This is a genomic window from Afipia sp. GW821-FHT14H12 (assembly GCF_058803465.1).
The window spans coordinates 25,962-48,197 of sequence record NZ_JBXAOZ010000005.1; the positions used below are offsets into that span (position 1 = coordinate 25,962).

At 61.8% G+C, this 22,236-nt stretch carries 18 protein-coding genes; 16 read left to right on the forward strand and 2 right to left on the reverse strand.

The features are described from left to right. The first annotated feature begins 5 nt into the window (after positions 1–5). From nuoL to AC1RNA_RS16710, 15 genes are all read left to right on the forward strand, one after another. Positions 6–2,087: an NADH-quinone oxidoreductase subunit L gene (gene nuoL, locus AC1RNA_RS16640; RefSeq protein ID WP_492951800.1), complete on the forward strand. Its 2,082-nt coding sequence runs from the start codon at positions 6–8 to the stop codon at positions 2,085–2,087. Beyond that, positions 2,087–3,595, forward strand: coding sequence for an NADH-quinone oxidoreductase subunit M (locus tag AC1RNA_RS16645; protein WP_492951801.1), 1,509 nt, complete (start codon positions 2,087–2,089; stop codon positions 3,593–3,595). The genes nuoL and AC1RNA_RS16645 overlap by 1 nt, the downstream gene beginning before the upstream one ends. Positions 3,596–3,610: 15 nt before the next feature. Continuing rightward, positions 3,611–5,044, forward strand: coding sequence for an NADH-quinone oxidoreductase subunit NuoN (gene nuoN, locus AC1RNA_RS16650; protein WP_492951802.1), 1,434 nt, complete (start codon positions 3,611–3,613; stop codon positions 5,042–5,044). Beyond that, positions 5,044–5,823, forward strand: a complete 780-nt coding sequence (locus AC1RNA_RS16655) for a biotin--[acetyl-CoA-carboxylase] ligase (protein WP_492951803.1) — start codon at positions 5,044–5,046, stop codon at positions 5,821–5,823. The genes nuoN and AC1RNA_RS16655 overlap by 1 nt, the downstream gene beginning before the upstream one ends. Continuing rightward, a complete protein-coding gene (locus AC1RNA_RS16660) occupies positions 5,823–7,493 on the forward strand; it encodes a ribonuclease J (RefSeq protein WP_492951864.1) in 1,671 nt (556 codons plus the stop codon). Before AC1RNA_RS16655 ends, AC1RNA_RS16660 begins: the two co-directional genes overlap by 1 nt. Before the next feature lie 8 nt (positions 7,494–7,501). Next, on the forward strand, positions 7,502–7,903 hold the full coding sequence (gene mce / locus AC1RNA_RS16665) for a methylmalonyl-CoA epimerase (RefSeq protein WP_492951804.1): 402 nt from the start codon (positions 7,502–7,504) through the stop codon (positions 7,901–7,903). Between the two features lies 1 nt (position 7,904). After that, complete coding sequence (locus AC1RNA_RS16670) at positions 7,905–8,180, forward strand: DUF1467 family protein (protein ID WP_009340769.1); 276 nt, start codon at positions 7,905–7,907, stop codon at positions 8,178–8,180. 531 nt (positions 8,181–8,711) lie between these two features. Further along, positions 8,712–9,074, forward strand: coding sequence for a DUF2946 domain-containing protein (locus tag AC1RNA_RS16675; protein ID WP_492951805.1), 363 nt, complete (start codon positions 8,712–8,714; stop codon positions 9,072–9,074). 85 nt (positions 9,075–9,159) lie between these two features. Next, positions 9,160–11,574, forward strand: a complete 2,415-nt coding sequence (locus AC1RNA_RS16680) for a TonB-dependent receptor family protein (protein ID WP_492951806.1) — start codon at positions 9,160–9,162, stop codon at positions 11,572–11,574. After that, on the forward strand, positions 11,571–12,791 hold the full coding sequence (locus AC1RNA_RS16685) for a sialidase family protein (protein ID WP_492951807.1): 1,221 nt from the start codon (positions 11,571–11,573) through the stop codon (positions 12,789–12,791). Before AC1RNA_RS16680 ends, AC1RNA_RS16685 begins: the two co-directional genes overlap by 4 nt. Before the next feature lie 8 nt (positions 12,792–12,799). Beyond that, positions 12,800–13,306 carry a TlpA family protein disulfide reductase gene (locus tag AC1RNA_RS16690; protein ID WP_492951808.1) on the forward strand — a complete coding sequence of 169 codons (507 nt, stop codon included), beginning with the start codon at positions 12,800–12,802 and terminating at the stop codon, positions 13,304–13,306. A 29-nt stretch (positions 13,307–13,335) separates the two neighbouring features. Beyond that, a complete protein-coding gene (locus AC1RNA_RS16695; RefSeq protein WP_492951809.1) occupies positions 13,336–13,851 on the forward strand; it encodes a copper chaperone PCu(A)C in 516 nt (171 codons plus the stop codon). Between the two features lie 160 nt (positions 13,852–14,011). Next, on the forward strand, positions 14,012–15,349 hold the full coding sequence (gene proS / locus AC1RNA_RS16700; protein WP_492951810.1) for a proline--tRNA ligase: 1,338 nt from the start codon (positions 14,012–14,014) through the stop codon (positions 15,347–15,349). A 139-nt stretch (positions 15,350–15,488) separates the two neighbouring features. Beyond that, positions 15,489–16,757: a lipoprotein-releasing ABC transporter permease subunit gene (locus AC1RNA_RS16705; RefSeq protein ID WP_009340762.1), complete on the forward strand. Its 1,269-nt coding sequence runs from the start codon at positions 15,489–15,491 to the stop codon at positions 16,755–16,757. An 8-nt stretch (positions 16,758–16,765) separates the two neighbouring features. Then, complete coding sequence (locus AC1RNA_RS16710) at positions 16,766–17,464, forward strand: ABC transporter ATP-binding protein (protein ID WP_009340761.1); 699 nt, start codon at positions 16,766–16,768, stop codon at positions 17,462–17,464. A gap of 17 nt (positions 17,465–17,481) precedes the next feature. On the opposite strand, the gene AC1RNA_RS16715 is transcribed toward AC1RNA_RS16710, so the two are convergent. Next, positions 17,482–17,877: a DUF3551 domain-containing protein gene (locus AC1RNA_RS16715; RefSeq protein WP_492951811.1), complete on the reverse strand. Its 396-nt coding sequence runs from the start codon at positions 17,875–17,877 to the stop codon at positions 17,482–17,484. 27 nt (positions 17,878–17,904) lie between these two features. Continuing rightward, positions 17,905–18,162: a DUF3551 domain-containing protein gene (locus tag AC1RNA_RS16720; protein WP_009340759.1), complete on the reverse strand. Its 258-nt coding sequence runs from the start codon at positions 18,160–18,162 to the stop codon at positions 17,905–17,907. Between the two features lie 529 nt (positions 18,163–18,691). Here AC1RNA_RS16720 and dnaE point away from each other — a divergent pair. Further along, a complete protein-coding gene (gene dnaE / locus AC1RNA_RS16725) occupies positions 18,692–22,162 on the forward strand; it encodes a DNA polymerase III subunit alpha (RefSeq protein WP_492951812.1) in 3,471 nt (1,156 codons plus the stop codon). Positions 22,163–22,236: the final 74 nt, after the last annotated feature.

The following is a 22,236-nucleotide window of genomic DNA, read 5'->3' on the forward strand; positions in this document are numbered from 1 at the left end:
GGGTTATGATTCAGGCGATTGTTTTCCTGCCACTGATCGGCGCGCTGATCGCGGGCCTCATCACGCTCCTCGGCGCGCATGCGCGTTGCCCCGGCGGCGACGAGATGGACCACGCGCACGGGCATGACGATCATGCTCATGGCGCGGCGCACGCTCATGACGCCCACCACGATGCGGATCATGGTCACGACGATCACGGTCCGGTCGAACCGGCGGCGGCAGGCTCTCGCCTGGCCGAAGTCATCACCACAGCGCTGCTGCTGACGTCGGCGGCGCTCGCCTGGGTGATGTTCGTCGATGTCGCGCTGATGCATCACGACCTGCGCGTGGTGCTGACGAGTTGGATTGATTCCGGCACTCTCAAGATCAACTGGGCGCTGCGCGTGGATACGCTGACGGCGGTGATGCTGGTCGTGGTCACGACCGTGTCCTCGCTCGTCCATCTGTATTCGGTCGGCTACATGAACGAGGACCCGAACCGTCCGCGCTTCATGGCGTACTTGTCGCTGTTCACCTTCGCGATGCTGATGCTGGTGACCTCCGACAACCTCGTGCAACTGTTCTTCGGCTGGGAAGGCGTGGGCCTTGCGAGCTATCTCTTGATCGGCTTCTGGTACAAGAAGCCCTCGGCGAACGCGGCCGCGATCAAGGCATTCGTTGTCAACCGCGTTGGCGATTTCGGCTTCGCCCTCGGCATCTTCGCGATCTTCGCACTGGTCGGCTCGACCGACTTCGAGACGATCTTCGCGAGCGCCCCCGGCCTCGTCGGCAAGACCATCCATCTGTTCCGCTGGGACGTCGATGCGCTGACGCTGACCTGCCTGTTGCTGTTCATGGGCGCGATGGGCAAGTCCGCACAGTTCCTGCTGCACACCTGGTTGCCGGACGCGATGGAAGGCCCGACGCCGGTCTCCGCGCTGATCCACGCCGCGACCATGGTGACCGCCGGCGTGTTCATGGTGGCGCGCCTGTCGCCGCTGTTCGAACTGGCACCCCACGCCAAGGCCTTCGTGATGTTGATCGGCGCGACCACGGCGCTGTTCGCCGCAACCGTCGGTCTCGTGCAGAACGACATCAAGCGCGTCGTCGCATATTCGACCTGTTCGCAGCTCGGCTACATGTTCGTGGCGATGGGGGCGGGCGCTTATTCCGTCGGCATCTTCCATCTGTTCACGCACGCCTTCTTCAAGGCGCTGCTGTTCCTGGGTTCGGGCTCGGTGATCCTCGCGATGCATCACGAGCAGGACATGCGCAACATGGGCGGGCTGTGGCGGAAAATTCCGTTCACCTACGCCACCATGGTGATCGGCACGCTGGCGCTGACGGGCTTCCCGCTCACCGCGGGCTACTTCTCGAAGGATGCGATCATCGAAGCCGCCTTCGCCGCAGACAGCAGCAACCCGTTCGCGTTCTACGGCTTCCTCTGCACCGTGGTCGCGGCAGGCCTGACCTCGTTCTACTCGTGGCGCCTGATTTTCATGACCTTCCACGGCAAGCCGCATGACGAGCATCATTACGAGGCGGCGCATGAAAGCCCGCTGGTGATGCTGATCCCGCTCGCGGTACTTGCGATCGGCTCCTTCGCCGCGGGTTTCCCGTTCAAGGAATTGTTCGCGGGTCATGGCGTCGAAGAGTTCTTCCGCTCGGCGCTGAAGGTCGACAGCCATGTGATGGAAGGGATGCACCACATCCCGCACTGGATCGGCTTCCTGCCGACGCTGATGATGCTGATCGGTCTTGCGATGGCGTATCTGTTCTATATCGCCAAGCCGTATCTGCCGGTCGAACTCGCTCACCAGCAGCCGCTGCTTTACAAATTCCTGCTCAACAAGTGGTACTTCGACGAGCTGTACGACGTGATCTTCGTGCGCACGGCCAAGTGGATCGGCTACACGCTGTGGAAGAAGGGCGATGGCATGCTGATCGATGGGTTGGGGCCTGACGGCGTGTCCAAGCGGGTACTGGACGTGACGCGGGGCGTCGTCAAGCTGCAGACCGGATATCTCTATCACTACGCCTTCGCCATGCTGATCGGCGTGGCGGGGCTTATCACCTGGTTCATGTTCGGTCTCGGGGGCCAGCAATAATGACCACCTGGCCTGTTCTTTCCGTCACCACCTTCCTGCCGGTTGTTGGCGCGGTGTTGCTATATCTGCTGGCGCGGGGCAACGATGCCATTGCCGCCCGCAACGCGCGCTGGATCGCGCTGTGGACCACCCTCATCACCTTCGCGGTGTCGCTGGTTCTGCTACTGCATTTCGATCCATCGCAGCCTGGCTTCCAGTTCGTCGAGAAGGGCCAGTGGCTGGGTGCTGCAATCAACTACCACATGGGCGTGGATGGCATTTCGCTGCCGTTCGTGATCCTGACCACGGCGCTGATGCCGTTCTGCATCCTTGCGAGCTGGAAATCGATCCAGAACCGTGTTCGCGAATACATGATGGCGTTTCTGTTCCTTGAGACGCTGATGATTGGCACGTTCTCCTCACTCGACCTTGTGCTGTTCTATCTGTTCTTCGAAGGCGGCCTGATCCCGATGTTCCTCATCATCGGCGTCTGGGGCGGCCCACGCCGCGTTTATGCGAGCTTCAAGTTCTTCCTCTACACGCTGCTCGGCTCGGTGCTGATGCTGCTCGCCATCATGGCGCTGTATGCGAAGGCAGGCACCACCGATATTCCGACGCTGATGACGACGAACCTGCCGCACAATCTCCAGCGGTGGGCATGGCTGGCGTTCTTCGCGTCCTTCGCGGTGAAGATGCCGATGTGGCCGGTCCACACATGGTTGCCGGATGCGCACGTTGAAGCGCCGACCGCGGGCTCCGTGGTGCTCGCCGCGATCCTGTTGAAGATGGGCGGCTACGGCTTCCTGCGGTTCTCGCTGCCGATGTTCCCGCTGGCTTCGCATGATTTCGCGCCGCTGGTATGGACGCTGTCGGCCATCGCCATCGTTTACACCTCGCTGGTCGCGCTGATGCAGGAGGACATGAAGAAGCTGATCGCTTATTCGTCCGTCGCGCATATGGGCTTCGTCACGATGGGCATTTTCGCAGGCACCATGCAGGGCGTCGCCGGCGGCGTGTTCCAGATGATTTCGCACGGCATCGTGTCCGGCGCGCTGTTCCTCTGCGTCGGCGTGATCTACGACCGCATGCACACCCGCGAGATCGCGGCCTATGGCGGCCTCGTTAACCGCATGCCGCTGTATGCCTTCACATTCCTTCTGTTCACCATGGCCAATGTCGGCCTGCCGGGAACCTCCGGCTTCGTCGGTGAATTCCTGACGCTGCTGGGCACCTTCAAGGTGTCGGTCCCGACCGCGATCTTCGCCACTCTCGGCGTGATCCTGTCGGCGGCCTATGCGCTGTGGCTGTATCGCAAGATCGTGTTCGGCGAGATGACCAAGGCGTCGCTCGCCAGCATCAAGGACATGACCGGGCGCGAGATCGCGATCTTCGTGCCGTTCATCGTTCTCACCATTCTGTTCGGCGTGTATCCGAAGCCGGTGCTGGATATGTCGGCGGCATCGATCCATCAACTCGTCGAGAATTACGGCGCGGCGGTTCATGCCGTCAAAGCCGCGGCACTATTTTAAGAGCAGGGCGCACGAATGAACGTCAACGTCGCAGATTATTCGCTGCTTCCGGTCCTGCCCGAGATCGTGCTCGCGCTGGGCGCAATGGCGCTCCTGATGCTGGGTGCGTATCGCGGCGAGCGCACGGTGCGCATCGTCACAATTCTGGCGGTCGTGCTTCTGGCCGTGACGCTGGTGCTGGAACTGATGCTGCCCGCCGGGCGACTGACGACGTTCGGCAACAGCTTCGTGGTCGATGACTACGCGCGCTTCCTGAAAACCGTGATGCTGGTCGCGTCCGCCGCGACGCTGGTGATTTCGCGCGGCTTCCTCGCCAATCAGGCGCGGATTTTCGAGTATTCCATCCTCGTGCTGCTTTCGAGCGTTGGCATGATGGTGCTGATCTCGGCGACGGACCTGATCACGCTTTACCTCGGCTACGAGTTGATGAGCCTTGCGCTCTATGTCGTCGCCGCGAGCCACCGCGACAATCTGAAATCAACGGAAGCGGGCCTGAAGTACTTCGTGCTCGGCGCGCTGTCGTCCGGCATGATGCTGTACGGCGCCTCGCTGATCTACGGCTTCACCGGCACGGTGGAGTTCGCGGGCATCGCCGCCGCTGCCAAGACCGGCAGCATCGGCGTGATCTTCGGCATCGTCTTCCTGCTGGTCGGACTGTGCTTCAAGATCTCGATCGTGCCGTTCCACATGTGGACGCCGGACGTTTACGAGGGTGCGCCGACGCCGGTGACGGCGTTCTTCGCCTCCGCCCCGAAGGTCGCGGCGCTTGCGGTGCTGGTGCGCGTGCTGCTCACCGCATTCCCGAACGTGACGCATGACTGGCAACAGATCGTCACCTTCGTTTCCATCGCTTCGATGGCGTTGGGCTCATTCGCTGCGATCGGTCAGAAGAACATCAAGCGCCTGATGGCCTATTCCTCGATCGGCCATATGGGCTTCGCGCTGGTTGGTCTCGCGGCGGGCACGGCGCAGGGTGCGCAGGGCGTGCTGATCTATCTCGCGATCTACGTGGCGATGACGTTCGGCAGCTTCTCGTTCATTCTCTGTCTGAAGCGTAACGGCCAGCCGTTCGAGCAGATCAGCGATTTCGCTGGCCTGTCGCGGACCAACCCGTATCTCGCTTTCATGTTCGCGATGCTGCTGTTCTCGCTCGCGGGCATTCCGCCGCTTGCTGGCTTCTTCGCGAAGTTCTACGTTTTTCTCGCTGCGATCCAGGCCGGGCTTTACCCTCTGGCGGTGATCGGCGTGCTGACGAGCGTGGTAGGCGCGTTCTACTATCTCGCCATCATCAAGACGATGTATTTCGACGAGGCCAAGGGTGCGGTCGATCCGATGGCGGGTGAGCTGCGCACAGTGCTGACGCTCGCAGGCATCTTCAACCTCCTGTACTTCGCCTATCCCGGTCCTCTGGTCAGTGCGGCCACGGCTGCGGCGAAGTCGCTGTTCTGATGGGTTTCGCGCTCGGACCCCGAGCACGATCAGCACAATACCGCCTTGTCAGCTTTGACACACTCAACTCGACCAACGCCGAGGCGCTGACGCGCCTGCGCGCGGGTGAGCGCGGACCGCTCTGGCTTGCCACCGCGCACCAGACGGCAGGGCATGGACGGCGGCAGCGGGCGTGGATTTCTCCGCCAGGCAATCTTGCCTGCAGCGTTGTCGAAACACTCACAGCCGATCACGCAGGCGCGGCGACGCTGGGCTTCGCGGCGGGCCTCGCACTGGAGACGGCACTACGGCAGGTGAGCGGTGATGCGGCTTTGTTCAGGCTGAAATGGCCGAACGATGTGCTCGCGAACGAGGCCAAGCTCGCGGGTATCCTGATCGAGGCGGAAGCGACGCCGGACGGCCTTGCAGCGGTCGTCGGCATGGGTCTCAACGTCGTCGCCGCGCCAGAAGGCACGCCATATCCGGCGACTTCGCTCAGGGCGTTGGGGCTTGTGACGGATGCGGAGACACTATTCGCAGCGCTGACGGACGCATGGGCCGAGTGGTTCCCGATCTGGGATCATGGCCGGGGCTTTGAGGCGATCCGCACGCAATGGCTTGCGCGCGCGGCCGGGCTCGGCGCGGCGATACAGGTGCGGCAAGGCGATCGCGTGATTGACGGAACGTTCGAGACCATCGACGAGGCCGGGCGTCTTGTCGTGTCTCATGGCGGCGGGGCCACCACGGTGGCCGCGGGTGATGTTTATTTCGGTGCGGCGATGTCCGCGGGAGCGGCATGATGGCGCGTGCAGACGAACTGAGTTTTGTGCCGCTCGGAGGCGTCGGCGAGATCGGCATGAACCTGTCGCTCTACGGCCTCGGCAAGGGCCGGCAGCGCTCATGGCTTGCGGTCGATCTTGGCGTGTCGTTCGGCAACGAGGAGCATCTGCCGGGGATCGACGTGGTGATGCCCGACACCCGCTTCATCGAATCCGAAAAGAAGAATCTCGTCGGCCTCGTGCTGACGCATGCCCACGAAGACCATTTCGGCGCGATCATTGATCTGTGGCCACGGCTGCAATGTCCGATCTTCGCCACAAAGTTTTCCGCCGCGCTGTTCGAGGCGAAGTGTGCGAGCGAACGCAACCCGCCGAATATCCCGGTTACCGTGATCGAATCCGGCGGACGGGTCGATATCGGCCCGTTCAACGTCGAATTCGTCGCCGTGCAGCACTCGATTCCGGAATCGCATGCGCTGGCGATCCGCACGTCCGAGGGGCTGGTGCTGCACACCGGCGACTGGAAACTCGATCCCACGCCGCTGATCGGCGAGCCGACCAATGAGAAGCGGCTGCGCGAACTCGGCGACGAGGGCGTACTGGCACTGATCGGCGATTCCACCAATGCCGTGCGGGAGGGCCGTTCGCCATCCGAGCGCGAAGTCGCGCATGGTCTGACCGAGATCATCAAAGACGCGAAGGGGCGGGTGGCGGTAACCACCTTCGCCTCCAATGTTTCGCGAATGCGCGCCGTGGCGGAAGCCGCGCGCGAGGCGGACCGCGAGGTCGTGCTGATCGGGCGCGCGATGGAGCGTGTGGCGCAGGTCGCGCGCGAAACCGGTTATCTCGACGGCATCGCCCCGTTTCGCGGCGCCGACCTCTATGGCCATTTTCCGCCGAACAAGGTGCTGGCGCTGTGCACCGGCAGCCAGGGTGAGCCGCGCGCGGCGCTGGCGCGTATCGCCAATGACGATCATCCCGAGGTGACGCTCAACAGTGGCGATACGGTCATTTTCTCCTCGCGCACCATTCCTGGCAACGAGAAGTCGGTCGGAACGATCATCAACGGCCTAGTCAGTCAGGGCATCAAGGTCATCACCGACAGAACCCACATGGTCCACGTCTCCGGCCATCCGCGCCGCGACGAACTGCGCGACATGATCTCATGGGTGCGACCGCAACTGCTGATTCCGGCGCATGGCGAGGCGTTGCATCTGTCGGAACATGCGAGCCTCGCGCGGTCCTGTGGCGTACCGAAGGTGCTGATCTGCAAGAATGGCGATCAGGTCCGGCTTGCGCCGGGCGAGCCTGCCATCATTGAGCAGGTGCCGTCTGGCCGCCTCTACAAGGACGGCAAGATTCTGGAGGACCAGAACGCGCGCGCGGTGGTGGCACGGCGACGGCTGGCGTTTGCCGGCAGTGCGTTCGTGGCATTGGCGCTGACGGAGCAGGGGGAACTGGCGGACGATCCACAGGTCGACTTGGTGGGCATTCCCGAGCGCAATGCCGCAGGCGAGTTGATGGATGAACTGATTTTCAACGTCGCGGTTGCGACCTTCGATAACCTGCCGCGCGCCAAACGGCGCGATTCCGATGCGGTCGGTGAAGCGGTGCGGCGCGCGGTCCGCTCGGCGATCGCCGAGCAGTGGGGCAAGAAGACGGTCTGCGTCGTCCACGTTCTGGAGGTCTGAAAGGCGTGATGCTGGGCCGGCTCAACCACGTGGCGATCGCAGTCAGGGATGCACGGGCAGCTGCCGCCGTCTATGCGGCAGCTGGTGCCGAGGTATCGGCACCGGCAGACCAGCCGGAGCACGGCGTCGTCACCGTGTTTGTGACGCTGCCAAACACCAAGATCGAGTTCATCGAGCCTTTGGGCGAGGCGTCGCCGATCTCAAAATTCCTTGAGCGCAACCCGGATGGTGGCATTCACCACATTTGCTTCGAGGTTGATGATATTATCGCGGCGCGCGACCGGCTCGTTGCCGATGGCAGGCGGGTGCTTGGCGACGGTACACCGCGCATCGGGGCGCACGGCAAGCCGGTGCTGTTTTTCCACCCGAAGGATTTTTCGGGAACACTGATCGAGATCGAGGAGGCGTAAAATGGCTCAGACAATCTCCTCCGCCTTTGCGATCTATTTCGTCGTCTGGTGGATCACCCTGTTCGCGGTGCTGCCGTTCGGCGTGCACAGCCAGCAGGAAAGCGGCGAGGTGAGCATGGGGACCGATCCCGGCGCGCCGGTGCTGGCGCGCATGGGCCGTAAGCTGCTGTGGACGACGCTGATCTCGTCGATTATTTTCGGCTGTGCATTTTTTGCATATCAGTTCGGGTTTATCGATATGGATCGCATAAGTAAGGCGATCGGCCTGCCGTTTTGATCCACGGAATTGGATCGTGACACGATCAAATTGAATGGTCTGATATTTTTCCATCGCTATCGCGCTTGATCCAGCGCAATGCGCGCGTAGCTGCGCGCGATCAGCATGATGCGAACAGAGCCAGGCCACCAAAGATGAGGTCGACAAAGACAGGCGAGAAAATGGGCCGGAAATAGGGGCAAAAAAAGAGCAGGGCCGGAAGCCCTGCTGCTTAAATGTCGCGACCCTGTGTCCCCGAACAGTTGGATCTATCGTTGTTTAGACGGGGATGACGCTGCGTTGTGCGCGTCGGGCCTCCTCCCAAGACCTAGACCACAGCAGGTTCGGCGGTATGGCCGCCCTGACTGACGCGCCTGTGTAGCGCAAGATTTTCCGCCTGTCATCATTTTTGGAAACAAAATTCATATTGGAGTCCGGCTTTGAATTTTTGTTGCGCGGCGGTGTTCTAAATGGAGGAACAAGCGATATCGACATTTCGATATTGCCGTGCTTAGTCAGTCACACCCGGATTTTCATCCGGTGGGGGTAGCAATGCGCAGGCGGCTGGGACGTTTGGTTCCCATCATCATGATCGCGGTTCTGGTGCAGCTTTTTGCACCGATTGCGATGATGCGTGCCGCTGCCGCCGCGACCTCCGATCCGCTCAGCGGTATTGTGATCTGCGTAGGGCATGGCGACGAGGCTTCCGACGCCGCGCCCGCGGCAAATCATGTGGCCTGTTGCCCGCTTTGCGTTCTGGCGCATGTCGCACCGACTCTCGATCATCCCATTGCACCTTACGTCGCCATCCAGCGCGTCTATCAGCGTGTGGCGTGGCTCGAGAGCCAGACGCCATTCCGCAGCAGCGGAATCGATGATCGGCCGCATGCGCGCGGCCCTCCCGCCTATTCCTGATTGAGACAGTCCACGCGGCGGCGAAACCCGCCTGCCGTTCTCATGTTCGAAACAACTGCCCGTGGCAGTTATCGGGAATATTTCAATGTTCAAGCCAAACGCCCTTGGTGGCGTCACGATTCTCGCCGCTTGCGGTGCGCTCTTTGCTGGTGCGTCATCCAGCCTTGCCGATCATGTCGACGGCCACGTTCTCCCTGAGGTGACGGTAGATGCGCCGCGCACGGCGCGCGCCAAGCCCGCCCGCAAGCCGAAAGCGCGCGCGGCTGCGGCAACACGATCTTCGCGATCCGCCGCCAGCACGCCAGCAAATCCGCCACGGGTGATTGTGACCGGCGGCAGCACTACGCCGGCGGCAGCGCTTGCGGGGCTGACGCAATCGCCGACCGGCCAGACCACGACCACCATTGGCCACGATCAGTTCGACAATCGCCCGTCGTTTTCAGTGAGCGACGTGCTGCGCGACAGCCCTGGTATCTCGGTGAAGCAGGGCAACGGGCCGCGCGATTTCGGCATCTCGATTCGCGGCTCGAACGCGCGCAACGGCTTCGGCATCCGCAACATGGTGATCTTCGACGACGGCTTTCCGGTGACCCAGCCGGACGGCCTCTCCCGAAGTGATCTGATTGATCCGCACGCCTATGGCGCCATCGACGTGATCCGGGGGCCGTCCTCGGCGCTGTACGGCAATTATGCCACCGGTGGCGCGCTGAATTTCCGCACCCGTCCCGGCGGCAGCATCGACGGCGTCGAGTACGGCATCGATGGCGGCAGCTTCGGCTACCTCAACAATTATTTCACCGTCGGAAAGAAAGTCGGCAACTTCGAAGCCTCGCTGTTCGCGAGCGATGCACGCGGCGACGGCTTCATCGGCAATAGCTGGTTCAACACCCAGACGGTGAATTTCCTCGGCACCTATCAGGCGACGCCCGACGACCGCTTCACGCTGAAGATCATCAACAACAATCTCGATGCGCGGCTACCGATCCGGCTGTCGCTCAACCAGTTTGAGCAGAATCCGTTCCAGCGCGGCTGTTCGACTTTTGCGGGCATGGCACCGGGTTGTGCGACGGTGACGCTCAATAAAAACGGTTTCAATAATTCTGCTGGGGTAGACAAGGAGACTGCGGAACAGGCGGGACTCAACCGCGATGACCGCCGGACCATCGTCGGTGCGCGGTGGGAGCACGATTTCGACAACCAGACGACATGGCGCAACCAGTTGGTGTTCGACGACCGCAATATCAATCAGCCGACGGGGACGACCAGTGCGATCGGCGATTATCCCTCCTACAATTTCATGAGCGACATCACCCACAAGGGTCAGTTGTTCGGTTTCGATTCCACCACTTACTTTGGCGGCTTCTACAACACGCTGAGTTGGTCCGGCGACACCCGCAACGTGATGCCGGGCGGCAACGCCACGCTCGGGCTGCTGTCCTCGAACGTCACCGGCACGCACACCAATTTCGGCCTGCGGGCACGCGAAGAGGTGCGATTGACCGATGCGCTGACCTCCATCGCCGGGATCGGCTGGGAAAACACTCAGCTCAAAGGCGTGAACACCGCGTATAAATATCCTCCCACCAACGATCCGACCGCAACGCTAGCGCTGACTCCAGCCGACAAGCAGTTCACCAACGTCGCGCCCGAATTCGCGCTGCTCTACAAGTTCAACAACGAATGGCAGGGACGGGCGCGCGTCGGCACCGGCTACGGCACGCCGCAGCTCGGCAACCTGTTCGTGCTTGCCAATGGCCAGAACGGCAACAACACGAACCTCGTGCCGCAGCGGAATGTCGGCTACGACCTCGGGGTCGACTGGACGCCTAACAAGACGGTCAAGGTCAGCCTCACCGGCTTCTATGAATTCTTCCGCAACGAGCTTGTGTCGCAGGCAACGCCACCGAACCAACCGAATTCCAGCTTCATGTTCAACGCGCCGCGCTCGGAGCATCGCGGCATCGAACTCGCCGCCGACTGGCGATTCCAGCCCGGCTGGCGCGCGACGCTCGCCTATACCTATCTCGATGAGATCTACACCGACTACACCGAGATACTGAATAACGGCGCGAGCTTCAGCTTCAATCGTGCGGGCAATAAAATTCCCGGCATCTCTCCGAACGAACTGACTGCGCGTCTCGGCTATGACGAGATGGCGGGCATCTATGCCGGCCTCGGCGCGTTCGTCGAAGTCCAGTGGAAGGATGCCTTCTACATGGACAACGCCAATCTGCTGAAAGCGCCGGGCTACGAACTGGTGAATCTCAACGTGCACTATACGACTGGCCTGAAGTCGGACGTCTTCAAGACACTCAATGTTTACTTTGAGGTCCGCAACCTGTTCGATAGGACCTACGTTGCCTCGGCCAATAATATCCCAAATAGTGTGTCGAACACCGGCATACAGGATTCGGCGAGCGTTCTGGCAAACAAGACAGGCTCGATCTACGCGGGCTCGCCGCGTGCATTCATTGCCGGCATGAAGGTGGCGTTCCGATGAAGCAGATCATCATGAAAAAATGGATTGCTTCCGCTGCCGCGCTGATGCTTTCGCAGGCGCCAGCGCTTGCGCATGACATGCATAGCCACGCAAGCGATGCCGGTTGCACGGAAGTCGCGCTGTCTTGCGCGACCAAGGTGACACCCGCATTCGGGCCGGATGGCAAGCTCTGGATCGCGATGCTGGCGGGCGGCAAGGTCGCCGTTGCCAGCTCAACAGATGGCGGACGAAATTTCAGCAAGCCTGTTGCCGTCACCGATCAGAAGCTCGACATGGACTGGGGCCCGGATGCGCGCCCCAAGATCGTGATCGACAAGCACGGCGATTTGATCGTGGCGTTCTCGACGTTCCGCGATAAGGCATTTAACGGCGAGGTCTTCACCACGCGCTCTGCCGATGGCGGCAAGACGTTCGCTCCCATCAGGCCCATCACGCCGAGCAATGTCAGCCAGCGGTTCGAGGCGCTCGCGCTCGACAATGATGGCACGGTGTTCGCGGCATGGCTCGACAAGCGCAACCGCGCGCCCGCGAAGAAGAAGGGCGAAGCCTATGACGGCGCGGGTCTGTTCTTCGCAACATCGAAAGACGGCGCGGTCTATTCGCAGGCGCAGCTTGTGCACGACAACACCTGCGAGTGTTGCCGGCTCGGTGTGGCGTTCGCCGGGCCGGGGCGGCCTGTCGTGATCTTCCGCAACATCTTCGAGGGCGGTGTACGTGATCACGCCATCACGACGTTCAGCGATCTGAAAACGCCCGGCGCTATTCACCGCGTCAGCAATGACGATTGGAAGATTTCCGCCTGTCCGCATCAGGGACCAAGCCTGTCGATCGCGCCGATCGGCACCTATCATGCGACCTGGTACACCAACGGCAAAAATCGTCAGGGCCTGTTCTATGCGCGCTCGACGGATGGCGGCGCGACATTCTCCGATCCGGTCGCGATCGGCGATCCGTCGCACAATCCGGCGCGGGCCTTCGTGCTTGCCACCGCCAAAGATACTTATCTGGCGTGGAAGGAATTCGACGGAGAGAAGACCACGGTGCGAATGATGCAATCCACCGATGACGGCAAGACCTGGTCGGAGCCGAAGACAGTCGCAGCGACGGTAGATTCCTCAGACCATCCGTTGCTGGTGAGCTATGGCCGCACAGTATTCCTGTCGTGGATGACAAAGAAGGACGGCTATCATTTCCAGCCGGTCGGGCAGAGAACATGAGACCTCACATGAAACAGCATCTGATGGGCCGGCTGTTCGCGGTTGCGGCGGCGGTCCTGTTCGCGAACGTCGCGCTGGCCGATGCCACCACCATCGAGATCAGGCCGTTCGAGCGCGGAAGCTGGCAAACGATCCAGCAGGCCCATGCCGGGCGGTCGACGCTGGTGCATTTCTGGGGCGTCACCTGCGGGCCGTGCAAGGTCGAACTGCCGGAGCTTGGCAAGTTCGTGAAAGCCAATCCCGGCGTGGACGTGGTGATGATCGATGCCGATCTGGTTCCGAACACGCCGGCCGCCGTGCGGGCAATGGTGTCGCAGGCGGGGCTGGCGTCCACCGAGAACTGGGCGTTCGGTGACACCTTCGCCGAGCGGCTTCGCTACGAGGTTGATCCCAAGTGGCAGGGGGACATTCCGCGCACAATCCTGATGAGTAAGGACGGCACTACGACCACGATCGAAGGATCTGCCAATATTTCAAGTCTCGAAAACTGGGCAGCAAGCGAAAGGAAGAAATAATGCGGAAGATGACAAGTGTTGCAAGCGCCATGCTGCTTCTGGTGGTTGGCGCGATCACACCGACCTTCGCAACCGACTATAAGGCTGGCGATCTGACGGTTGTGCAGCCGTGGGCGCGGGCCACGCCTGCTGGCGCCAAGGTCGGCGGCGCGTATCTTGTGGTTACTAATAATGGCAAGACGGCCGATCGGTTGACCGGCGTGTCCATATCGGCTGCGGATCATGTCGAAATCCATGAAATGAAAATGGACGGCGGCGTGATGAAGATGCGGCCCTTGCCCAACGGCATCGAGATCAAGCCCGGCCAGACGGCGAAGCTCAATCCCGAAGGTAATCATCTGATGTTGATGGGACTGAAGGCTCCTCTCAAGCAAGGAGAAACCATCAAGGGCAGGCTGACCTTCGAAAAGGCCGGGGCCGTGGATGTTGAGTTCAAGGTCAATTCCATCGGGGCTATGAAGGCCGACAACGCCGCCTCGGGCGGAGCGATGAAGATGGACGGCATGAAAATGCAGAACACAGACAATATGCAAAAGGGACACTGAGCCTACCTGACGGGGCAGCGACCCGCGTTTTCATCAAAAGAGCCGGTAAAAGGCAGCCAGTCGTTCGAGCAACGGCTGGCTGCGCCGGTAAAACCCTTGTATTTTGCCCGCCAATCCGGTTTCAGTGACGGCTTCCCGCCCCACGATTCCAGAGCATCCCATGCGGCTGACGCGCTTTTTTCTCCCCATCCTCAAGGAAACGCCGAAAGAGGCGGAAATCGTCTCGCACCGGCTGATGCTGCGCGCGGGCATGATGCGGCAGGAGGCTGCGGGTATTTATGCCTGGTTGCCGCTCGGCTTCCGGGTGCTGAAGAAGATCGAGAAGATCGTCCGCGAGGAGCAGGACCGTGCCGGCGCCATCGAGCTTCTGATGCCGACGCTGCAACTGGCAGATTTGTGGCGCGAGAGCGGCCGCTACGACGCCTACGGGCCTGAGATGCTGCGCATTCAGGATCGCCACAAGCGTGAGTTGCTGTATGGGCCGACCAACGAGGAAATGATCACGGAGATTTTCCGCGCCTACGTGAAGTCGTACCGCAGCCTGCCGCTCAACCTTTATCACATCCAGTGGAAATTCCGCGATGAGCAGCGGCCGCGTTTCGGCGTGATGCGCGGCCGCGAATTCCTGATGAAGGATGCCTATTCGTTCGACATCGACGAGGCCGCCGCGCGGCTGTCCTATAACAAGATGTTCGTCGCCTATCTGCGCACCTTCGCCCGCATGGGGCTGAAGGCGATCCCGATGCGCGCCGAGACCGGGCCGATCGGCGGCGATCTGTCCCACGAGTTCATCGTGCTGGCGGAGACCGGCGAATCCGGCGTGTTCTGCAACAAGGATGTGCTCGATCTGCCGGTGCCGGGCGCGGACGTGAATTATGACGGCGATCTCACGCCGATCATCAAGCAGTGGACCGAGTTGTACGCTGCGACCGAGGACGTACACGACGAAGCCCGCTACGAGAAGGAAGTGCCCGCCGACAAGCGCGTCAACACCCGCGGTATCGAGGTCGGCCAGATTTTCTACTTCGGCACCAAATATTCGGATTCGATGAAGGCGCTGGTGGTCGGCTCGGACGGTGCGGAGAAGCCGATCCATGGCGGCTCCTACGGCATCGGCGTCTCGCGCCTCGTCGGCGCGATCATCGAAGCCTGCCACGACGAAAACGGCATCCAGTGGCCGGAGGAGGTCGCTCCGTTCCGTGTCGCCATTCTCAATCTCAAGCAAGGTGCGACGGATACCGACACAGCCTGCGAGAAGCTCTACAAGGAATTGTCGTCGGCGGGCGTGGACGTTCTCTACGACGACACTGACCAGCGGCCCGGCGGCAAGTTCGCCACCGCCGATTTGATTGGTATTCCGTGGCAGATTCTGGTCGGACCGAAGGGCCTCGCCGAAGGTAAGGTCGAGATCAAGAAACGCGCCGACGGCAGCCGCGAGATGATGAGCGTCGACGAGGCGTCCCGCCATTTCCAGACGAAATGGAAGTCCGCCAACTGACATGACCGATATTTAACGTCGCATTGTCGGCGCTGGTGCGATTGAGCAGTGAATCATTGCGCTGCGGGGGCGGCGCGGACGTGGGCCTGGACTACAATTCGCCTGATTCGCATGGAATCCGGGGCGATGGACAGATTTGATGAGTGAGCCAGTTCGGACTGCCCCTTTTGCTCCTTTCGAGTGGCTGATCTCGGCGCGCTATCTGCGGGCGCGGCGCAAGGAAGGCTTCATCTCGGTCATCGCGGGCTTCTCGTTCCTCGGCATCATGCTGGGCGTCGCCACACTGATCATCGTGATGGCGGTGATGAACGGTTTTCGGAAAGAACTGCTCGACAAGATTCTCGGTCTCAACGGTCATCTGCTGGTGCAGCCGCTTGAATCGCCGCTGACCGACTGGAAGGAAGTCGCCGACCGCATCAATGGCGTGCAGGGCATCCGTCTCGCCGCACCCATCGTCGAGGGACAGGCGCTGGCGTCCTCGCCATTCAACGCTTCCGGCGTGCTGGTGCGCGGCATTCGCGCCGCCGATCTCGAAAAGCTCACCTCGATTTCCAAGAATATCAAGCAGGGCACGCTTGAGGGTTTTGACGATGGGCAGGGCGTCGCCATCGGCCGCCGTCTCGCCGATCTGTTGTCGTTACACGCGGGCGATACCGTCACACTGGTTGCGCCGCGCGGCGCCGTGACGCCGATGGGCACTACGCCGCGCATCAAGCCCTACAAGGTCGCCGCCGTGTTCGAGATCGGCATGTCGGAATACGATTCCTCCTTCGTGTTCATGCCGCTGAAAGAAGCGCAGGCCTATTTCAACCGCCCCAACGATGTCACCGCCATCGAGATCTATACCGATAATCCCGACAAGGTGGATGAATACCGCAAGGCGGTGGCGGAGGCGGCGCAGCGACCGATCTTCATGGTGGACTGGCGGCAGCGCAACTCGACCTTCTTCAACGCGCTGCAGGTCGAGCGCAACGTCATGTTCCTGATCCTGACGCTGATCGTGCTGGTTGCTTCGCTCAATATCATTTCCGGCCTGATCATGCTGGTGAAGGACAAGGGCAGCGACATCGCCATCCTGCGGACCATGGGTGCGACGCAGGGCTCGATCATGCGCATCTTCCTGATCACGGGTGCGGCGATCGGCGTGGTCGGCACGCTGGTCGGTTTCCTGCTCGGCGTCATCATCTGTCTGAACATTGAGAATATCCGCCAGTTCATCTCCTGGCTGACCAATACCGAACTGTTCTCGCCGGAACTGTACTTCCTGTCCAAGCTGCCGGCCGAGATCAGCATCGGCGAGACAGCGGCGGTCGTCATCATGGCATTGACGCTGTCGTTCCTGGCGACGCTGTATCCGTCGTGGCGCGCGGCGCGGCTCGACCCCATTGAAGCCCTGAGATACGAGTGAGCGCGCCGATGCAAGACGGAGACAACGACGCGCCGGTGGTATTCCTCCACGACATCCATCGCCAGTACCGGCAGGGCGAAACCACGCTGACCATTCTCAACGGCGCCAAGCTCGCGCTGTGGGCGGGGCAGTCGGTGGCGCTGGTGGCGCCGTCGGGCACCGGCAAATCGACGCTGCTGCATATCGCGGGACTTCTCGAGCAGCCGGATTCCGGCGAGGTCTACGTCAATGGCGCGCCGACCTCGACGCTGTCGGACGGTGACCGCACCCAGATTCGTCGCACCGATATCGGCTTCGTCTACCAGTCACACCGCCTGCTGCCGGAATTCTCGGCGCTGGAAAACGTGATGATGCCGCAGATGATCCGTGGCCTGCCGCGCAAGGAGACGGTGCAGCGCTCCAAGGAAATCCTGGCCTATCTCGGCCTCGGCGACCGCATCACGCATCGCCCGGCCGAACTGTCCGGCGGCGAACAGCAGCGTGTCGCGATCGCGCGCGCGGTAGCCAACGCGCCCCGTGTTCTGTTCGCGGACGAGCCGACCGGCAACCTCGACCCGCACACCGCCGATCACGTCTTCAATGCACTGATGCAACTCGTGAAGGCGACGCAGGTGGCGATGCTGATCGCGACCCACAACATGCAGTTGGCCAATCAGATGGACCGCCGCGTCTCGCTGGCGGACGGGCAGGTGGTGGAGCTGGACTGAGGCTGCGCCTCACAGCATCAATGCGTGTGATGCGTCTTGCGCTTGTGCTTGTGGCGGACCTGTCGATGAGGTCCGGGCGCGGGCGCTGCGCGATAGGGATCGTAATTAGGATCGATATTGCTGCCGAACGGCGAATAGGGCACGCGCGGCTGCTTGATCACATAAGGGCTGCCGGGCGGCCCGTCATAGAACGGGTCGCGGTAGCACATCGCCGAGCGGCCCGATGCGCTCATCTGACATTGCGCCAGCGTCGAATAGCTGCAATCGGTGTACTGGTCGCGCGTATAGACCTTCATGCAATAAGGGTAGTCAATCAACGCCTGCGCAGGCGAAGAGGTCGCTGCGCCCATTAACAGGGCAAGACCGAGCGCGGAGAAGGCCAAGGATAGTCGGCGTACGATCATGTCATTCATGACGGCCCCTCCAGCGTCTCTTATGCCTCAGTAGGTTTCGCGGTAAACGCGGCGGCCCGGACGCGGCGCGTCGGGCACGCGCTGGATGAATGGATTACGCTCGCAATAGGCGAAGCGGCCGGATGCTGCGGCCGCGCAAGCCGCGTAACTGGGGTAGCTGCAATCGCCAAAACCCGGGTAGTCGCGGCCACGGATGCAGTAAGGATACTCCTGCGCGGCCGCCGGCGTGATATCGAGGCTAGCGTACGCGCTGAGCGCGAGGGCCGCGAAAAGCAATTTGCGCATCGGTGTCTCCTGAAATTTGCGCGTCTGTATCTTCTGTATCTTATGAATCGTCTGAACCCGTTCGTGAACGTGTCCAGTTCCATGGTCAATACACTTCGACGCCAGTGGTTCGGTGACGGGGTGGGTCTGTCCCGTCAAACCTTCGTTAAGGCTGTTTATTCAGTCACGCTTCCGTGCGTCTTGACGAAAGAACAGATATAGAACATTGTTCTCTATATGTTCCAACCAAGCTTTCCGGGCATTTCCGGGGATCAAGGAGCCGATCATGTTGAAGATGTTCTTCGAGGAAGCCGCCGCACTGGCCTCGCTGGTGCTGTTTGTGGGAACCGTGGCGGTGTGGGCGCACCTTATTCCTCAACTGTAAAACGATCTGGGAACCGTGGTGCGGCCGCAGGCTGGGGAAAGGGATGATAGCGCCAGCCAGGATGTGGTTACGCATGGACAGCGACGGGAGCGGGCGGCACCGTTGAGGCAGTGAGTCGCCTCCCGCGACCCTTTTCAATTCCCCAGCGCGCGAAAGTCTGCCCGGATGGCTTCTCCCGGATTTATCCATCTTCACGTCCACTCGGCTTACTCGCTGCTGCAGGGCGCGATGAAGATTCCCAAGCTCGCCGAGCTTGCGAAGGCCGATCACCAGCCGGCACTGGCGCTGACCGACCGCGACAACATGTTCGGCGCGCTGGAGTTCTCCGAGAAACTCGCGGGCGTCGGCATTCAGCCGATCATCGGCTGTGCGCTCGCAGTCGATTTCGGCGACGTCGATCCGAATGCGCGCAACGCGCAGGCGCTCGGACCGGCTCGCATCGTAATGCTCGCTGCGAGCCAGGAGGGTTATCGCAGCCTGATGCGGTTGAATTCGCGCGCCTTCCTCGACATGCCCGGGCAGCAGATTCCCCACGTCAAGGCGGAATGGCTTAAGGATGATACCAGCGGCCTGATCGCGCTGACCGGCGGACCGGAAGGGCCGGTGTCGCAGGCGCTCACCGCCGAGCAGCCGGAGCTTGCGCTCCAGCGGGTGGAGAAACTGGTAGGCCTGTTCGGCGACCGGCTCTATATCGAACTGCAACGTCATGGGCTCGATAGCGAACGGCGCGTTGAGAGCGCGCTGATCGACATTGCCTACGGCAAGGGCCTGCCGCTGGTCGCGACCAACGAGCCGTATTTCGCTACCGCCGACGATTACGAATCCCACGATGCGCTTCTGTGTATCGCGGGCGGGCGGTTGATCGCGGAGACGGAGCGCGCGCACCTGACGCCGGACCATCGCTTCAAGACCCGCGCCGAGATGGCCGTGTTGTTCGCCGATCTTCCCGAGGCGCTGGCGTCCACGGTTGAGATCGCGCAGCGCTGCTCGTTCCGCCCCAAAACGCGCAAGCCGATCCTGCCGCACTTTACCGTCGGTAGCGGACATCACGAGGACCCGTCCGCCGCCGAGGCGGCCGAGTTGCAGCGGCAGGCCAAGGAGGGGCTGGCGCACCGGATCGAGAAGCACGGGCTCGCGGAAGGGCAGACCGAAGAGGACTATTACAACCGCCTCGCCTTCGAACTCGATGTCATCAAGCGGATGAAATATCCGGGCTACTTCCTGATCGTGTCCGACTTCATCAAGTGGGCGAAGGCGCAGGGCATTCCGGTCGGGCCGGGGCGCGGCTCCGGCGCGGGCTCGCTGGTGGCCTATGCGCTGACCATCACCGACCTCGATCCGCTGCGCTTCGGCCTGCTGTTCGAACGCTTTCTCAATCCCGAGCGCGTGTCGATGCCGGACTTCGACATCGACTTCTGTCAGGATCGCCGCGGCGAGGTGATCCACTACGTGCAGGAGCGCTATGGTCGCGATCAGGTCGGCCAGATCATCACCTTCGGCACCCTGCAGGCGCGCGGCGTGCTGCGCGACGTCGGCCGCGTGTTGCAGATGCCTTATGGTCAGGTCGACAAGCTCACCAAGCTGGTGCCGCAGAATCCTGCCGCACCCGTGACGCTCGCCGCTGCCATCGCGGGCGAGCCGAAATTGCAGGCGTTCCGCGATGAGGACCCAGTGGTGGCGCGTGCTTTCGACATCGCCCAGCGTCTTGAAGGTTTGACGCGGCACGCCTCGACCCACGCGGCGGGCATCGTGATCGGCGACCGCCCGCTGTCCGAACTCGTGCCGATGTATCGCGATCCGAAATCCGACATGCCGGTGACCCAGTTCAACATGAAATGGGTCGAGCCCGCGGGGCTTGTGAAATTCGACTTCCTCGGCCTCAAGACGCTGACGGTGCTCGATGTCGCGGTGAAACTGCTGAAGCAGCGCAACGTCCATGTCGATCTGGCGCACCTGCCGCTCGACGACAAGGAAACCTACGAGATGCTGACGCGTGGCGACGTGGTCGGCGTGTTCCAGGTTGAAAGTCAGGGCATGCGGCGCGCGCTTGTCGACATGCGCCCTGACCGTTTCGAGGACATCATCGCGCTAGTCGCGCTCTATCGTCCGGGTCCGATGGCGAACATCCCGACCTATTGCGCGCGCAAGCATGGCGACGAAGAGCCGGAATATCTGCATCCGGTGCTGGAGCCGATCCTGAAGGAGACGTTCGGCGTCATCATCTATCAGGAACAGGTGATGCAGATCGCGCAGGTGATGGCGGGCTATTCGCTTGGCGAGGCCGACCTCTTACGCCGCGCGATGGGCAAGAAGATCCGTGCCGAGATGGAAAAGCAGCGCGTGCGTTTCGTCTCCGGCTCGGTCGAGCACAGCATCACCAAGGGGCAGGCCGAGCAGATTTTCGAGCTGCTCGCGAAATTCGCCGACTACGGCTTCAACAAGAGCCATGCCGCCGCCTACGCGCTGGTGTCGTACCAGACCGCGTTCATGAAGGCGCATTACCCGGTGGAGTTCATCGCCGCCTCGATGACGCTCGACACCGGCAACACCGACAAGCTGTCCGAATTTCGCGCCGAGGCGCAGCGGCTTGGCATCAAGGTCGAACCGCCGTCGATCAATCGTTCGGAGGGCACCTTCACCGTCGGCGGCAATACGATCTTCTATTCCCTCGCGGCGCTGAAAGGCGTGGGCACACATGCGATCGACATGATCGTGGAAGCGCGCAAGAACGGCGGACCGTTCACCTCGCTCGCGGATTTCGCCGCGCGCGTGCCGCCGCGTGCGATCAACAAGCGCGTGCTGGAAAGCCTCGCCGCAGCCGGTGCGTTCGACGAATTCAACCCCAACCGCGCTGCAGTGTTCGCAGGCGCTGACGCGATCCTTGCCGCCTGCCAGCGCAGTCATGATGCGGTCACGCTCGGGCAGAGTGACATGTTCGGCAGCCAGAGCGGCGCGCCGACGCTGATCCTGCCGAATGTCGAGCCGTGGCTTCCGGCGGAGCGATTGCAGCGTGAGTACGGCGCGGTCGGCTTCTTCCTCTCCGGTCATCCGCTTGACGATTACAGGGTCGTGCTTCAGCGGCTCAACGTGCAGTCGTGGGCGGAATTCTCCAACGCGGTGAAGAACGGTCGCACCGCAGGCAAGGTTGCCGCCACGGTTGTGTCGCGCATGGAGCGTCGCACGAAGACCGGTAACAAGATGGGCATCATCGGCCTGTCCGATCCGACCGGACATTTCGAGGCGGTGCTGTTCTCTGAGGCGCTCGGCCAATTCCGCGACATGCTGGAGCCGGGGCTCGTGGTGTTGCTGCAGCTGGCCGCTGAATTACAGGGCGAAGACGTGCGCGCGCGGATCAACAATGTCGAACTGCTCGATCAGGCGGCTGCGAAGACGCCGATGGCGCTCAAGATATTCCTGCGCGATGGCAAGCCGGTCGAATCGATCCGCCGCCGCCTTGAAGACCATGCGCAGGGGGCAGCCGCGCGCTCGGGCAGCGCGGGCGAGGTCACAGTGGTGATGATGCTCGATCTCGAGACCGAGGTGGATATGAAACTGCCAGGTCGCTTCAAGGTGTCGCCGCAGATCGCCGGTGCGCTGAAGGCGATCACCGGCGTGGTGGATGTACAGACGCTTTAGAGACCGTTCAAATAATATTCAGACACGTCCGGGCCGAATATGCCATGATCGCGAAGTATCGCATCGGAGGCTGC